General features: G+C 68.4%; 12 protein-coding genes. 10 read left to right on the forward strand and 2 right to left on the reverse strand.

Annotated features, from left to right (window positions below; all coding sequences use genetic code 11):
• Positions 1–87 precede the first annotated feature (87 nt).
• The 7 genes from folC (at position 88) to ACFQ0E_RS08370 (ending at position 9203) form a co-directional block, all read left to right on the forward strand.
• Positions 88–1374: a bifunctional tetrahydrofolate synthase/dihydrofolate synthase gene (gene folC, locus ACFQ0E_RS08340; RefSeq protein WP_386823195.1), complete on the forward strand. Its 1287-nt coding sequence runs from the start codon at positions 88–90 to the stop codon at positions 1372–1374.
• A gap of 127 nt (positions 1375–1501) precedes the next feature.
• Positions 1502–2569: an SPOR domain-containing protein gene (locus tag ACFQ0E_RS08345; RefSeq protein WP_386823196.1), complete on the forward strand. Its 1068-nt coding sequence runs from the start codon at positions 1502–1504 to the stop codon at positions 2567–2569.
• An 82-nt stretch (positions 2570–2651) separates the two neighbouring features.
• Positions 2652–4121 carry an amidophosphoribosyltransferase gene (gene purF, locus ACFQ0E_RS08350; protein WP_386823197.1) on the forward strand — a complete coding sequence of 490 codons (1470 nt, stop codon included), beginning with the start codon at positions 2652–2654 and terminating at the stop codon, positions 4119–4121.
• An 11-nt stretch (positions 4122–4132) separates the two neighbouring features.
• Positions 4133–4558 carry an HD domain-containing protein gene (locus ACFQ0E_RS08355; RefSeq protein WP_386823198.1) on the forward strand — a complete coding sequence of 142 codons (426 nt, stop codon included), beginning with the start codon at positions 4133–4135 and terminating at the stop codon, positions 4556–4558.
• Positions 4555–5370: a ferritin-like domain-containing protein gene (locus ACFQ0E_RS08360; RefSeq protein ID WP_386823199.1), complete on the forward strand. Its 816-nt coding sequence runs from the start codon at positions 4555–4557 to the stop codon at positions 5368–5370. Before ACFQ0E_RS08355 ends, ACFQ0E_RS08360 begins: the two co-directional genes overlap by 4 nt.
• A 429-nt stretch (positions 5371–5799) precedes the next feature.
• Positions 5800–8022, forward strand: coding sequence for a TonB-dependent receptor family protein (locus ACFQ0E_RS08365; protein ID WP_386823200.1), 2223 nt, complete (start codon positions 5800–5802; stop codon positions 8020–8022).
• Positions 8023–8090: 68 nt separating this feature from the next.
• A complete protein-coding gene (locus tag ACFQ0E_RS08370; protein ID WP_386823201.1) occupies positions 8091–9203 on the forward strand; it encodes an alkaline phosphatase D family protein in 1113 nt (370 codons plus the stop codon).
• 186 nt (positions 9204–9389) lie between these two features.
• On the opposite strand, the gene ACFQ0E_RS08375 is transcribed toward ACFQ0E_RS08370, so the two are convergent.
• The gene (locus ACFQ0E_RS08375) at positions 9390–9800 is read right to left on the reverse strand and encodes a hypothetical protein (protein WP_386823202.1); all 411 of its coding nucleotides are present in this window, start codon (positions 9798–9800) and stop codon (positions 9390–9392) included.
• Positions 9801–9900: 100 nt separating this feature from the next.
• The gene (gene lpxH / locus ACFQ0E_RS08380; RefSeq protein WP_386823203.1) at positions 9901–10644 is read right to left on the reverse strand and encodes a UDP-2,3-diacylglucosamine diphosphatase; all 744 of its coding nucleotides are present in this window, start codon (positions 10642–10644) and stop codon (positions 9901–9903) included.
• A gap of 131 nt (positions 10645–10775) precedes the next feature.
• On the opposite strand from lpxH, the gene gltX reads away from it, so the two are divergent.
• The 3 genes from gltX (at position 10776) to ACFQ0E_RS08395 (ending at position 14625) form a co-directional block, all read left to right on the forward strand.
• Entirely contained in the window at positions 10776–12179 is a 1404-nt protein-coding gene (gltX, locus tag ACFQ0E_RS08385) for a glutamate--tRNA ligase (protein ID WP_386823204.1), read from the forward strand.
• A gap of 46 nt (positions 12180–12225) precedes the next feature.
• Complete coding sequence (locus ACFQ0E_RS08390) at positions 12226–12726, forward strand: transcriptional repressor (RefSeq protein WP_386823205.1); 501 nt, start codon at positions 12226–12228, stop codon at positions 12724–12726.
• Positions 12727–12951: 225 nt separating this feature from the next.
• Positions 12952–14625, forward strand: a complete 1674-nt coding sequence (locus ACFQ0E_RS08395; RefSeq protein ID WP_386823206.1) for a hypothetical protein — start codon at positions 12952–12954, stop codon at positions 14623–14625.
• The last annotated feature ends 59 nt before the right edge of the window (positions 14626–14684 follow it).

Consider the following 14684-nt stretch of genomic DNA (forward strand, 5'->3'; position numbering starts at 1 on the left):
GAACCGCCCGGCACTGCCATCCATCCGCCGTCGCATGTGACGGCGGATGCGATGGAGCCGGCGGCGCCGCGGCCGGATAATGGCGACATGACCTCGCGCACGCTGTCCGACTGGCTCGACTACATCGAACGCCAGCACTTCAAGTCCATCGACATGAGCCTCGACCGCCTGCGCGCGGTCGCCGAGCGGATGGCCCTGCCCAGGCCCGCACGCCATGTCGTCACCGTCGGCGGCACCAACGGCAAGGGTTCGACCGTCGCCTTCGTCGAGGCCATCGCGCGCGCCGCCGGGCTGTCGGTCGGCACCTACACCTCGCCGCACCTGCTGCGCTACAACGAGCGCGTGCGCATCGATGGCGTCGAAGCCGACGACGCGTCGCTGGTCGCCGCGTTCGAGGCGGTCGAGGCCGCGCGCCGCGATGCCGACGGCACGTCCACGTCGCTGACCTATTTCGAATACGGCACGCTCGCCGCGCTTTGGCTGTTCGCGCGCCGCGACCTGGACCTCGTGGTGCTGGAAGTCGGCCTCGGTGGGCGGCTCGATGCGGTGAACATGGTCGATCCCGATGTCGCCGTGATCACCACCGTCGACCTCGACCACCAGGCCTGGCTGGGCGACACCATCGAGGCGATCGGCGCGGAGAAGGCGCGCATCGCCCGGGCCTGGAAGCCGCTGGTGCTGGGCGACGACGATCCGCCGTCGAGCGTGCTCGGCCATGCCTATGCCATCGGCGCGTCCGCGCTGCGCATCGGCTGCGATTTCTTCGTCCAGCCGCCGGTCGACGGCGCCGCGCACTGGACCTGGCGTGAAGTCGGCTGCGAACTGGAGCTGCCGATGCCGGCGCTGGCCGCACCCGTGCAACTGCGCAACGCCGCCGTCGCCATCGCCGCGCTGCGCGCGCTGCCGATCGACTTGCCCGACACCGCGTTCGCCGAAGGCGTGCGCGCTGCGCGCGTGCCGGCGCGGCTGCAGCGCTTCGTCCACGAGGGCGTCGATGTCGTCGTCGATGTCGGCCACAACCCGCAGGCGGCGCGCTCGCTGGCGGACTGGCTGGCCGCCGCGCCCGTCGAGGGTCCGACGCATGCGGTGTTCGCCGTGCTCGGCGACAAGGACGTGGCCGGCGTGGTCGAGGCCCTGTCGGCGCGGATCGACCGCTGGTGGCTGGCCGGCCTGGCGGACGTGGCCGCGCGGGGGGTCGATGTCGACGCCTTCGCCGAGACCCTGTGCGACACCGCCGCCGGGGCGGGCGCGCGCTGCGCCACCGTCGACGCCGCGATCGACGCCGCGCTGCGCGAAACCCCGGCGGGCGGGCGCATTCTGGTGTTCGGCTCGTTCCACACCGCCGCCGCCGCGCTGTCGAGGTTCGGCGGCTGAGACGCGGGGCCGTGCCGTTCATCCGCGTGCCCGGGCCCTGAACCGGGCGGGCATCGCGGACGGGCCGCCCCGGTGCGGGGGTATAATCCGCCCGCCCCCCCAGCCTCCTCCCACTATCAGGATGTCGATGGACACTGGACTGAAGCAGCGCCTGATCGGCGCGGCCGTTCTGATCGCGCTGGCCGTGATCTTCCTGCCGATGCTGGTGAAGGGCCCGGCGCCCGACAGCGGCGTCTCCGATGTCTCCATCAAGATGCCCGACGCTCCCGATGGCGAGACCGAAACGCGCGAACTGCCGCTGGTGATGCCCGGCGACGTGCCCAAGGGCGGCGCCGTGGGCATGAACGCCACGCCGCTGGACAAGCCCGGTGCGCAGGCCCTGCCGACGACGACTGACGGCGCGGCCGTGGATCCCGCCGCCGCGACGGCAACGACGCCGGTCGATCCTGCTTCGGCCCTCCCGGCCACCGCCGCCGGCGGCAACTACGCCGTGCATTTCGGCGCCTACGCCACGCAGAAGGGTGCCGACACCGTCGCCGCGCTGGCGACCGCCGCGCAGTTGCCGGCCTACACCGAAGCCACCACGATCAACGGCAAGCCCGCATTCCGCGTGCGCATCGGTCCGTACGCGACCCGCGCCGACGCCGAAACCGCGCGCCTGAAGGCGCTGGAAGTGCGCAGCGACGTGCCGGTCCGCGTGGTCGCGCTTGACGCCGAACCGGCGCCGGTCGCGCCTGCGGCCGCGACGCCCGTGGCGACTCCGGTCGCCGCCGCCGAGCCGCCGAAGCCGGCCACGCCGAAGCCAGCGGAAACGAAGCCTGCCGAAGCGAAGCCCGAGCCGAAGCCCGCAGCGCCCAAGCCGGTCGCGACCAAGCCCGCCGAGCCCAAGCCGGCCCCGGCGAAGCCCGCAGATGCGCCCAAGCAGGCCGCGCCGAAGCCGGCGCCGCCGGCCGCCGCCAAGATCGGCTTCGCCGTGCAGGTCGGCGCCTTCAGCGACGCCACCGAAGCCGGTGCGATGCGCGAACGCCTGCGCGCCGCCGGGTTCACCGCCTTCACCGAAACGGTGACGACCGACCAGGGCAAGCTCACCCGCGTCCGCGTCGGCCCCGTGCTCGATCGCGCCGCCGCCGACCAGCTCAAGGCGCAGATCCAGTCGAAAGCCGGCGTGGACGGCATCGTCCGCCCGCATCCCTGATCCATCGCGCGGCGCCCTCGTGGCGCCGCACTGCTGTTCGCAACGCATTCGCTTCAACAAGCGCTTCACCGGAGTCACCATCATGTGCGGCATCATCGGCATCGTCGGCACCTCGGACGTCGCGGCCTCCCTCTACGACGGCCTGACCGTTCTCCAGCATCGCGGACAGGACGCCGCCGGCATCGCCACCGCCAACGGCACGCAGTTGCGCGTCGTGAAGGGCAACGGCCTCGTGCGCGACGCCTTCCGCGCGAGCGAGATGGCGTTGCTGCAGGGGCGCGTGGGCATCGGCCACTGCCGCTACCCGACCGCCGGCAGCGAAGGCAGCGACGAGGCGCAGCCGTTCTACGTCAATTCGCCGTACGGCATCGCGCTGGCGCACAACGGCAACCTGATCAACACCGACACCCTGCGTCGCGAGGTGTTCGAGCAGGACCGCCGCAACGTCAACACCGAATCAGACTCCGAAGTGCTGCTCAACGTGTTCGCGCACGAACTCGACAAGCAGCGCGTGCTGACCCCGGACGCCGCATTTCGCGCGGTCGAGAACGTGGCCCGCCGGGCCAAGGGCGGCTATGCGGTGGTGACCCTGGTGCTCGGCCTGGGCCTGGTCGCGTTCCGCGACCCGCACGGCATCCGTCCGCTGGTGCTGGGCAAGCGCGACACCGATGCCGGCAGCGAATACATCATCGCGTCCGAATCCGCCGCGCTCGACGTGCTCGGCTTCGAGCGCGTGCGCGACATCGCGCCGGGCGAAGCCGTCGTCATCACACCGCGCGGCGAGCTGCACTCGCGCCAGTGCGCCGACGGCGAGCTGCGTTCGTGCATCTTCGAGTTCGTCTACTTCGCGCGTCCCGACTCGCTCATCGACGAGATTTCCGTGCACAAGGCGCGCATGCGCATGGGCGTGACCCTCGGCGAGAAGATCCTGCGCGAGCGCCCGGACCACGACATCGACGTGGTCATCCCGATCCCCGACACCTCGCGCGATGCCGCGCTGGAGATCGCCAGCGTGCTCGGCGTGAAGTACCGCGAAGGCTTCAACAAGAACCGCTACGTCGGCCGCACCTTCATCATGCCGGGGCAGGGCGAGCGCGCGAAATCCGTGCGTCGCAAGCTCAATCCCATCCCGCTGGAATTCCGCAACCGCGTCGTGCTGCTGGTCGACGACTCCATCGTGCGCGGCACCACCTCGCAGCAGATCGTGCAGATGGCGCGCGACGCCGGCGCGAAGAAGGTCTACCTCGCCTCCGCCGCGCCGCCGGTGCGCCATCCGAACATCTACGGCATCGACATGCCCTCGCCCGAGGAACTGGTCGCCCACGGCCGCACCGAGCAGGAAGTGCAGGAGCTGCTGGGTTGCGACTGGCTGATCTACCAGGACCTCGCCGACCTCGAAGCCGCCGTCGCCGGCCCGAAATTCCCCGGCCGCAAATTCGATTCCTCGTGCTTCAACGGCGAATACGTCACCGGCATCGAGCCCGGCTATTTCGAGCGCCTCAACCAGCTGCGCTCGGACGAGGCCAAGAAGAAGCGGCGTCTGGCGGGCTGAGGCGCACGGCGATGTCGACCCTCGAGCGCGCGATCGAACTGGCCGCGCGCGCCCACGCCGGGCAGCGCGACAAGGGCGGACATCCCTACATCCTGCATCCGCTGCGCGTGATGCAGGCCGTGAGCGGCGAGGCGGAGCGCATCGCCGCGGTGCTGCACGACATCGTCGAGGACACCGCGATCACCTTCGACGATCTGCTCGTCGAGGGATTCTCCATCGAAGTCGTCGATGCCGTGCGTGCCCTGACCAAGTTCGACGGCGAGACCCGCGAGCAGGCCGCGCGGCGGATCGTGCGCAACCCGATCGCCCGCGCCGTGAAGCTCGCCGACATCGCCGACAACATGGACCTGGCGCGCATCCCGAACCCGACCGAGCGCGACTTCGAGCGCCTGCGGCAGTACGAGGTCGCGCGCGGGATCCTGCTGGCGGGGCCATGATCCCGTCGCTGTTTTCTGCCGCCCACGCCTGCCTCCGTGCCGCATCGCCGGACGAGAAGCTCGCGCTGACCTTCGCGACTGCTGAGGCCTTCGCGCGGGGCGAGCTGTCGATCGATGACGACGCGCCGCCGCCCGAGCCGATCCGCATGCCGGGTCGCCCCGAACGGCCGACACTCGTGCATCCGCGCGATCTGCCGAGGCGCGGCTTCGGCAACGAGGAGGGCCGTGCGGCCTTCATCCATTCGATCGCGCACATCGAATTCAACGCCATCGATCTTGCCTGGGACGCGATCTACCGCTTCCGTGGCATGCCCCCCGACTACTACGCCGACTGGGCGCAGGTCGCGCACGACGAGGCGCGGCATTTCACGCTGCTGCGCACGCGGCTGAAGGAGTTCGGTCGCGACTACGGCGACTACGACGCCCACAACGGGCTGTGGGAAATGACCGAGAAGACCGCGCACAGCGGCCTGGAGCGGATGGCGCTGGTGCCGCGCGTGCTGGAAGCGCGCGGGCTCGACGTCACGCCGGGGATGATCGTGAAGCTGCGCCAGCTCGGTGACCACGCGACCGCCGACATCCTGGAACTGATCCTGCGCGAGGAAATCGGCCACGTCGCCGCCGGGTCGCGCTGGTTCCGCTGGCACTGCGAACGCGCAGGTGTCGAACCCGAAGCGACCTTCCGTCGCCTGCTCGTGCAATACGGGCGCGGCGTGCTCTACGGCCCGTTCAATCTCGAAGCGCGCGGCGCCGCGGGCTTCAGCGAAGAAGAACTGCAGGCGCTGCAGAGCGCGGTCGCCGAGCTCGGCTGACGCTTTTTGTAGAGCGGAGCTTGCTCCGCTCGAACATTCGCGGTGAGGCATGAGCGGAGCAAGCTCCGCTCTACAAAAGCGCTTGCCCGGAAACGATCCAGCGGAGCTTCGCTCCGCTCTACAAAAAGCACGTACCACGAGCGCTGCGCTCTTGTAGGAGGGCCTTCAGGCCCGAGCTTTTGCTTTTGCTGAAGATCAAGAGCTCGGGCCTGAAGGCCCTCCTACAACGTCGAGCACGTGACCGACAACGTCGAGCATGTGGCCGAAACAATGTTTCGCTGATCGTCGTCAACACAGCCTTGCGCGACGAAACGCAACGTCGCTGCAACGCCGCGTACATACATGCGCCGCAGTATGCCGGACTGCCCCGACGGTCGCCGCGGGGCGCAACCTCCGAACGGCGACCCACTCCCACGGATTACCATTTCGATGACGAAGACGACGATCCTCGCCGCCTCCATCCTGCTGTGCCTGCACGCCGGAACCGCATCCGCCCAGACCGCACCCGATGGCGGCACCGATGCCGAGGCCTCCACGCTCGACACCATTTCCGTCGTCGGCACCGGCCAGACGCGCCAGGTGCAGTCGCTGGGCAAGGACGACCTCGCGCGTGAAGCCGCCGGCGCCAGCCCGCTCAAGGCGGTGGCGAAGCTGCCGGGCGTGAATTTCCAGAGCTCCGATCCGTGGGGCAACTACGAGTGGTCGGCGAAGCTGAGCATCCGCGGCTTCTCGCAGCAGCAGCTCGGTTTCACGCTCGACGGCATCCCGCTGGGCGACATGAGCTACGGCAACCACAACGGCCTGCACGTCAGCCGCGCGGTCATCAGCGAGAACCTCAACGGCACCGAGCTGTCGCAGGGCAGCGGCGCGATCGACACCGCGTCCACCGGCAACCTCGGCGGCACGCTGCGCTTCTTCACCTCGAATCCTGCAGAGGACTTCGGCGTGCGCGTCGCGCAGACGATCGGCACCGAGTCGACCACGCGCACCTTCGTGCGCATGGACAGCGGTCGCCAGGGCGATTTCTCGGCCTACGTCAGCGGCGCCTGGCACGACGGCGACAAGTGGAAGGGTGAGGGTCCGCAGCGCAACGCGCAGTTCAACGGCAAGGCGGTCTATGCGACCGACACGCTGGAGATCACCGGCTACGCCGCGACCTCGCGTCGTCGCGAGACCGACTACGCCGATCTCTCGCTCGAATCCGCGCGCCGCCTCGGCTACGACTGGGACAACTATGCCGGCGACTGGCAGCGCGCGATCGACGCCGCGAACGGCATCTTCACCGGTGGCGTGACCAGTCTCGACGATGCGTACTACATCGCGCGCGGCGTGCGCGACGACGACCTGCTGTCGCTGGCCGTGGAATGGCAGGCCAGCGAGGACTTCGCGCTGAATGCCACCACCTACTACCACAGCAATGCCGGCCAGGGTCACTGGGCCACGCCGTACTCGGCCTCGCCGGACGTGCCGATCCGCATGCGTACCACCGAATACGACATCGAGCGCACCGGCCTCATGCCGAGCTTCGATTGGCGCATCGGCGACCACCAGCTGAGCGCCGGCCTGTGGCTGGAGAAGAACGCGCACGGCGTGCAGCGCAATTTCTACGACCTGCGCCGCGACACGCCGCCGGACGACATCTTCTTCTATCGCAATCCCGACCAGCGCGTCTTCCGCCAGCGCTTCGACACCGACACCCGGCAGTTCTACGTGATCGACCGCATGGAGTTCGCCGACGGCCGCCTCGCCATCGATGCCGGCTTCAAGGGCACGCGCGTCGAGATCGACGGCAAGCGCATCATCGGTACCCGCGCCGGCGGCAAGCTGGTCGCGCAGGACAACTTCCAGCCGCAGTTCGGCGCGCGCTGGCGCTTCAACGACCACGAGGAGATCTTCGGTTCGTACGCCGAGACCATGTCCGCATTCCGCAGCGGCGTGAACGGCCCGCATTCGACCACGCAGGTCGCGTTCGACGCGGTCAAGGACCGCATCGAGCCCGAGACCTCGCGCACCTTCGAGATCGGCCTGCGCAGCAGCCGCGACTGGTTCGACGCGTCGCTGGCGCTGTATCGCGTCGACTTCGAGAACCGCTTGCTCGCCATCGCCCAGTGCGCCGGCATCGTCGGCTGCGCCGCCGCGTTCGCCAACGTCGGTGACGTGGAGACGCGCGGCGCGGAGGCGGTGTTCCAGCTCAAGCCGATGGAAGGCCTGGTCTGGTACAACTCGCTGTCGTGGAACGATTCGGAGTACGCCTCCGACTACATCGACGGCGTGAACGTGATCCGCACCTCGGGCAAGCAGGTCGTCGATGCGCCGAAGAAGCTGTTCGCCAGCGAGATCAGCTGGCAGCGCGATGGCCTGAGCCTGCAGCTCGGCGCCAAGTACACCGATCGGCGCTACATCAGCTACCTCAACGACTCGTCCGTGCCGGGCTTCTGGGTTGCCGATGCCGGTGCCTCGTACGAATGGACCTCGCTGGGCTGGGCCAAGTCCTTCAAGCTCAAGCTCGACGTGACCAACCTGTTCGACAAGGAATACTTCTCCAGCGTCGGCACGAACGGATTCGTCGTCTCCGATCCCAACGGCCTGAACTACACGCTCAACGCCGGTGCGCCGCGCCAGGTGTTCCTGACCGCCGATATTCGGTTCTGAGCCTTCGTTCCATTCCTGCCAGTCGCGCGCGGCCCGGTATTCCCGGGCCGCGTCGCGTGGAGTCTTGCATGCAATCCCTGCTGTTTTCCCTGCATCGCATCGTCGCCCTGTGCCTGATGTTCGCGATGACAAGTCCCGCCATCGCCGCCACGCCGCTGCCTGCACAGGATGTCGAACTCACCCGCATCGCCTTCGGCTCGTGCTCGAAGGAAACCCTGCCGCAGCCGATCTGGAAAGCGGTGCTGGCCGAGAAACCCGAACTCTTCGTGTTCCTCGGCGACAACATCTACGGCGATACCCGCGACATGGACGTGCTGCGCGGCAAGTACGACAAGCTCGCCGCGATCGACGGCTTCCGAACGCTGCGCGCGCAGGTGCCGGTGGTCGCGACCTGGGACGACCACGACTACGGCGAGGACGACGCCGGCGGCGAGTATCCGATGAAGGAACAGAGCCGGCAGATCTTCCTCGACTTCTGGGGCGAGCCGGCCCATTCGCCGCGCCGCGAACGCGATGGCGTCTACACCAGCTACACCTTCGGCCCGGAAGGTCGTCGCGTGCAGCTGATCCTGCTCGACCTGCGCTACAACCGCACGCCGATCGCGACCTCGCCGTTTCTCGCAGACGAAGCCGCGTATCGCAAGTGGGCCGAGCGTGCCGGCAAGGCCGGCCGCGACGTCCCGGGCCCGTATGCGCGCAATCCCGATCCGGCCGCGACCATGCTCGGCGAACGCCAGTGGCGTTGGCTGGAAGAACAACTCCGCCAGCCGGCCGACGTGCGCCTGATCGGTTCCAGCCTGCAGGTGCTGGCCGATTTCCCGGGCTGGGAAGCCTGGGTGAACTACCCGAACGACCAGCAGCGGCTGTTCCGCCTGATCCGCGAGACGGAAGCACGCGGCGTGGTCATGCTCAGCGGCGACACGCACTACGGCGAGATCACCCGGCAGGCGGAGAACGTACCCTATCCGCTGTACGACATCACCAGCAGCGGCCTGACCCAGGTCTGGCACGTGCCGGTGCCCAACGCGCTGCGCATCGATGGCAAGTATTTCCGCCAGGCGAACTTCGGCATGGTCGAGATCGACTGGGTGCGACGCAACGTGGCGCTGGTGCTGCGCGACGAACGCGGCGGCGAATTGATACGACAGACGCTGGCGCTCACCGATCTGGCGTCGCGTTGATCCACAGGTGTTGTAGAGCGGAGCTTGCTCCGCTCGCTTTTCATGAAATGCATGAGCGGAGCAAGCTCCGCTCTACAAGGATTCGATGCATGAGCGGAGCAAGCTCCGCTCTACGACATGCAAGTTCGGCGGCGTTCCTCTGTCATCAGGCTTGCGCTGGCGGAGCAGGCGCCGTGTCGCGTCGCTTCATCCCCCTGCGAGGTGGAAGATCTCCGGTGGCGCGCCATGCTCGCGCGCCCAGGTATCCCACGCGTTGCCGGGGATGTTGAGGCTGAGTTCGCGGACACGCCAGACGCCGTTGTCGTATCGCAGCAGGATGAAGGCGGCGTCGTCTTCGAGAATGCCCGAGCGGCGTTCGTCCTCGTAGCGCGTGCGCAGATAGTCGATCTGCTGGCCTGTCGGGGTGCGTGGATAGACCTCCGCGAATGCCCAGCCGCTGCGTTCGCGCAGGCGTTGCACATCCAGCAGGACCGGCTGCTCCAGATCCTCTGCGAACGCGGCATGCATGACCGCGAGCAGAGGTGCGTGGCGGGGGTCGCCTTCGGCCACATCGATCGGACCCGAAGGGACCTCGACGGTGCGACCGTCGATGGGCATCGGATCCCCTTCGGGGGTGCAGGCGGTGAGCAGGCCTGCGATTGCGAGTGCCGCAATAGGATGCCGAATCAGTCTGCGCATGCGCGATTCCTCGGTCGGGTCAGAGTGGCAGTGTATCCAGCATCATCCCGTCCGCATCCACCCGCAGTACCGAGCCCTGGGTGTACCAGTCGCCGAGCACGACGCGGCGCGCTCGGCGGCCATCGATGTCGAGGGCATGGATCGCCGGGCGATGGGTGTGGCCGTGGATCAGTGTGTCGATGCCGTAGCGCGCCAGGGTCGCGTGGACGGCGGCGGGGGAGACGTCGGTGACGGTCTCGAACTGCGTGCGATCGTCGTGCTTCAGCGCCTGCTGACGCTGCTGGCTGGCGGCGCGTGCCTGCGCGGCGAAGGCCAGTCGCGCGGCCAGCGGCTGGGCGAGGAAGCCGGCGCGCCAGGCCGGGTCGCGGGTCTGCGCGCGGAAGGCCTGGTAGGCGAGGTCGTCGGTGCACAGGCTGTCGCCGTGCATCAGCAGGGTGGGTCGGCCGTACAGCATCACCACGGCGGATTCCGCCAGCAGGGTCGCACCCGCGCGCCGGGCGAAGTCGCGGCCGACCAGGAAGTCGCGATTGCCGTGCTGGAAGAACACCGGCACGCCTGCGTCCGACAGCGCGCGCAGCCTGGCCGCGACGAAGGCGCCGATCTCGGCCGGGTCGTCGTCGCCGACCCAGGCCTCGAACAGGTCGCCGAGGATGTAGAGGGCATCGGCGCCGCGCGCCTCGCCGTCGATGAAGTCGCCGAACAGGCGGGTGACCTCGGGGCGCTCGGGATCGAGGTGGAGGTCGGAGATGAAGAGGGTGGTCATGGGGCGGAATTGTAGGGGAGGGCGGCGGTCCGCGACCCGGCCAGTGGACCCGGTCATTGGACCCGCGGGCGACCCGGTGACCCCGGCCGACCGGGTAAAATCATCCCCTTTCCCGTGATCCGGCCCCGCGCATGACCATCCGTACCCGCTTCGCCCCCAGCCCCACCGGCTACCTGCACATCGGCGGCGCCCGCACCGCGCTCTACTGCTGGCTGGCCTCGCGCCACGCCGGTGGCCAGTTCGTGCTGCGGATCGAGGACACGGACCGCGAACGCAGCACCCAGGGCGCGATCGACGCCATCCTCGACGCGATGGACTGGCTGGGCCTGAACTACGACGAGGGCCCGATCTACCAGACCCAGCGCCTCGACCGTTATCGCGAGGTCGCCGAGCAGATGGTCGCCGCCGGCACTGCCTACTACGCCTACGAGACCAAGGAAGAGCTGCAGGCCGTGCGCGAAGCCGCGCTCGCCGCGAAGGAGAAGCCGCGCTACAACGGCGCGTATCGCGAGGCCAACGCCGGCTTCCGCGACGACCCGAACCGGGTGATCCGCTTCAAGAACCCGCTCGACGGCAAGGTCGCGTGGGACGACAAGGTCAAGGGCCGCATCGAGTTCGACAACACCGAACTCGACGACCTGGTGATCTTCCGCGCCGACGGCTACCCGACCTACAACTTCGCCGTCGTCGTCGACGATCTCGACATGGGCATCACCGATGTCGTGCGCGGCGACGATCACGTCAACAACACGCCGCGCCAGATCAACATCTACCAGGCGCTCGGTGCCCCGGTGCCGAACTTCGCGCACTTGCCGATGATCCTCAACGAGAAGGGCGAAAAGCTGTCCAAGCGGAATGGCGCGGCCGACGTCATGACCTACCGCGACGGCGGCTACCTGCCGCATGCGCTGCTCAACTACCTCGTGCGCCTCGGCTGGTCGCATGGCGACCAGGAAATCTTCAGCATCGAGGAGATGATCCGGCTGTTCGAGCTGCACGACGTGAATCCCGCTGCCTCGCGCCTCGACATGGCCAAGCTCGGCTGGCTCAACCAGCAGTACCTCAAGAACGATGCGCCGGAAGACGTGGCGAAGCACCTGGTCTGGCATCTGGAGAAGGCCGGTTACGACCTCGCGAACGGCCCGAAGCCGGTCGACCTGGTCATCGCCCTGCGCGAGCGCGCGCAGACGCTGAAGGAAATGGCCGAGAAGTCGGCGGTGTGGTTCGGTCCGCTCACGACCTATGACGACGCGGCCGTGGCCAAGCACCTGAAGCCGGAAGCCGCCGCGCCGCTGGCCGACGCCCGCGATCGCCTCGCCGCGCTGCCGACGTGGTCGGCCGAGACCGTGTCCGCCGCGCTGCATGCGACCGCCGAGGCGCTGGGCATCGGCATGGGCAAGGTCGCGCAGCCGATGCGCGTGGCGATCACCGGCACCCAGGTCAGCCCGGACATCTCGCACACGGTCTACCTGGCCGGACAGGGCGAGGCGGTGGCGCGCATCGACGCCGCGCTGGCGAAGATCGCGTCGGCTTGAGTCGGGCCGACGACGGCGCCATCATCGAGTCACACCGGACAAGGCCATGCCGCACACCTGCACCGACCCGTCGCACCACGTCCACGATGCCGCCGGCTTCATCGCGGCGGTCGAGAGCGCCTGCCGCGAGCGTGGCCTGCGCCTGACGCCGATCCGCGCCCGCGTGCTCGGCCTGATCGCCGGGCACGGCAAGCCGATCAAGGCCTACGACCTGCTCGACCACCTGCGCGCCGATCGCGAGGCGGACGAGGATGGCGCCGGCGCCGCCGCGCCGCCGACGGTGTACCGCGCGCTGGATTTCCTGCTCGCCAACGGCTTCATCCACAAGCTCGAATCGGTCAACGCCTTCGTCGCCTGCCACCATCCGAACACCGCGCAGCACTCGGTGCCGTTCCTGATCTGCAACCGCTGCCACAGCGCGGTGGAACTGGAAGACATGCAGATCGTCGCCGCGCTCGATGCGCGTGCCCGCGCGTTGGGCTTCGTGCCACAGACGCAGACCCTGGAAGTCCACGGCCTCTGCGCGCGCTGCGCCGGCGCAAGCTGATCCGCGAGGAAAACGCGCACAACGCATGAAATCCGCGTCCCCGGCCATCTCCGGGGCGCCTTGGCCGTGCGGGCGTGCCTGCACGGCCGTCCGTCGGATACGCCTGTCCGATCGGTTCGAATGCGCACGTTGATTGCGATGCAGGCACGCCGACACGATGCTGCGCATTCACCCGCCACCTGCAGCGCAAGGATGTCGTGACGGAAACGCGACAAGGAGCGACACATGCCAGGCGACATCTTCCTCAACAGGAATCGGTTCACCGAGATCATCTTCAGGTACCCATGCCCGCAGCGCGTGCTGATCGTGGCCGACGGCGGCCTGGGCTTCAATCCTGCGGACGACTTCGGGCTCACCGAATTCATTTCCGTGATCCAGGCCAGCGGCCACACCATCAGCACCGCGCATCGCACCGGCGACCCTTTCGCGACCATCCCGGGCAACTTCAACTTCAATACCGCCGCGACTGCGGTCACCACCGCCAACTACGACCAGATCTGGATGTTCGGGATCAGCGGCACACCGCTGCTCGCTGCCGAGCAGACACGAATCGAAGCCTTCATGCAGGCCGGCGGGGGTGTGTTCGCCACCGGCGATCACTCCAGCCTCGGTTTCGGCATGGGCGCGCACATCCCTCGCGTCCGGCGCATGCGCAACTGGTCGACCATCCCGATGACGTCGCCGCAGCGGCTCGACACCGTGATCGATCCGGGCACGAACAACATCAAGGAGTTCCAGGACCAGGCGGACGCGATCGCGCAGCGCATCTATCCGGTGTTCTTCTCCAATGGCGGGCCTGACTCGTCGCCGTCGACCTGGGCTGTGCATCCGGTGCTGCGGCACGCGTCGGGGGCGGTCGATTTCCTGCCCGACCATCCGCACGAAAGCGAATGCCTCGCGCCGACGCCGGGCCCGGGCAACTTCTCCGCGTTCGAAGAGTGGCCTGCACCGATCGGCGGCGGCAGCCGCATCGCGCCGGTGGTGGCCGCCGTATCGATGTCCGCCGGTCGTTTCGTCACCGACAGCCTGAAACCGCCGGTGTATCCGCGCAGTTTCGGCGCGATCTCGGCCTACGACGGCGATCCTGCGCAGGTCGGCCGCATCGTCTGCGATGCGACCTGGCACCACTTCGTGAACATCAACCTCAATGGCACGGGCGCCGGCAACGATCCGCTGACCGGCCTGCCGCGCCAGGGGCTCAAACCCGGTGGCGTGCCGACACCGGAATACCTGAAGATCCAGGCCTACTACCGCAACACCGTGCGCTGGCTGGCGCCGCGCAACCGTCGCTATTGCTGGCCGTTCCTGATCGCGGCGATCGCTCGTTTCGACATGGAAGCGCTGGAGCTGCAGTTGCCGCATCCCCATCCCTGCCCCTGGGATCCGCTCATCAAGATCGGCAGGACGATGCAGGACGTGATCGACGGCCAGTTCGGCGCCGGTACGGTCACTTCGGTCGTGGACGACATCCTCGCCACGCTCGGTGAAGGCTCGGGGCTTGCGGCGCTGCTCGACAGCCGCAGTTTGTCGCAGCGCAAGGAAGGCGTCCTCAACCTGCTGCCGGTGGCCGACATGCGTCGCGCGGTGTTCGCGAGCCTGGTCAACCTGCTGGCGGACAAGCTCCCGAGGAACGAACGTGAGCTCGAAGCGATCATGAAGGACCACGATCGCATCGCGCTGGATCTGATCGGCGAAAGCCTGCAGGCAGCGGAGGCCGCCATCGCAGTGGAACTGGAGCGTGCGCTCAGGGAGGCCGGCAGTGACGTTTCGTTGCTCGGCAAGCGTCCTGTCGTGCAGAGCGTGACCGCGAACCGAAAGCGGCTCGCCGCGCAGGCCATCAAGCCCGGCCGGATACCCGTGCGCAAGGCGAAGGCGGCGAAGAAGAAAACCCCGCGCTGATCCGAGGGAAATGAAGTTGCACGCGCCGCGCGACCGCCAGGGAGAGTGAACGGTCGCGC

This window comes from Lysobacter brunescens (genome assembly GCF_042677005.1).
GTDB classification, from domain to species: domain Bacteria; phylum Pseudomonadota; class Gammaproteobacteria; order Xanthomonadales; family Xanthomonadaceae; genus Lysobacter_I; species Lysobacter_I brunescens.

What these genes read in the sequence shown, in the direction of transcription:
- folC (WP_386823195.1), top strand. Translation starts at nt 88, where the DNA reads ATGACCTCGCGCACGCTGTCCGACTGGCTCGACTACATCGAACGCCAG.
- ACFQ0E_RS08355 (WP_386823198.1), top strand. Translation starts at nt 4,133, where the DNA reads ATGTCGACCCTCGAGCGCGCGATCGAACTGGCCGCGCGCGCCCACGCC.
- purF (WP_386823197.1), top strand. Translation starts at nt 2,652, where the DNA reads ATGTGCGGCATCATCGGCATCGTCGGCACCTCGGACGTCGCGGCCTCC.
- ACFQ0E_RS08365 (WP_386823200.1), top strand. Translation starts at nt 5,800, where the DNA reads ATGACGAAGACGACGATCCTCGCCGCCTCCATCCTGCTGTGCCTGCAC.
- ACFQ0E_RS08395 (WP_386823206.1), top strand. Translation starts at nt 12,952, where the DNA reads ATGCCAGGCGACATCTTCCTCAACAGGAATCGGTTCACCGAGATCATC.
- ACFQ0E_RS08370 (WP_386823201.1), top strand. Translation starts at nt 8,091, where the DNA reads ATGCAATCCCTGCTGTTTTCCCTGCATCGCATCGTCGCCCTGTGCCTG.
- ACFQ0E_RS08390 (WP_386823205.1), top strand. Translation starts at nt 12,226, where the DNA reads ATGCCGCACACCTGCACCGACCCGTCGCACCACGTCCACGATGCCGCC.
- ACFQ0E_RS08375 (WP_386823202.1), bottom strand. Translation starts at nt 9,800, where the DNA reads ATGCCCATCGACGGTCGCACCGTCGAGGTCCCTTCGGGTCCGATCGAT.
- ACFQ0E_RS08345 (WP_386823196.1), top strand. Translation starts at nt 1,502, where the DNA reads ATGGACACTGGACTGAAGCAGCGCCTGATCGGCGCGGCCGTTCTGATC.
- ACFQ0E_RS08360 (WP_386823199.1), top strand. Translation starts at nt 4,555, where the DNA reads ATGATCCCGTCGCTGTTTTCTGCCGCCCACGCCTGCCTCCGTGCCGCA.
- lpxH (WP_386823203.1), bottom strand. Translation starts at nt 10,644, where the DNA reads ATGACCACCCTCTTCATCTCCGACCTCCACCTCGATCCCGAGCGCCCC.
- gltX (WP_386823204.1), top strand. Translation starts at nt 10,776, where the DNA reads ATGACCATCCGTACCCGCTTCGCCCCCAGCCCCACCGGCTACCTGCAC.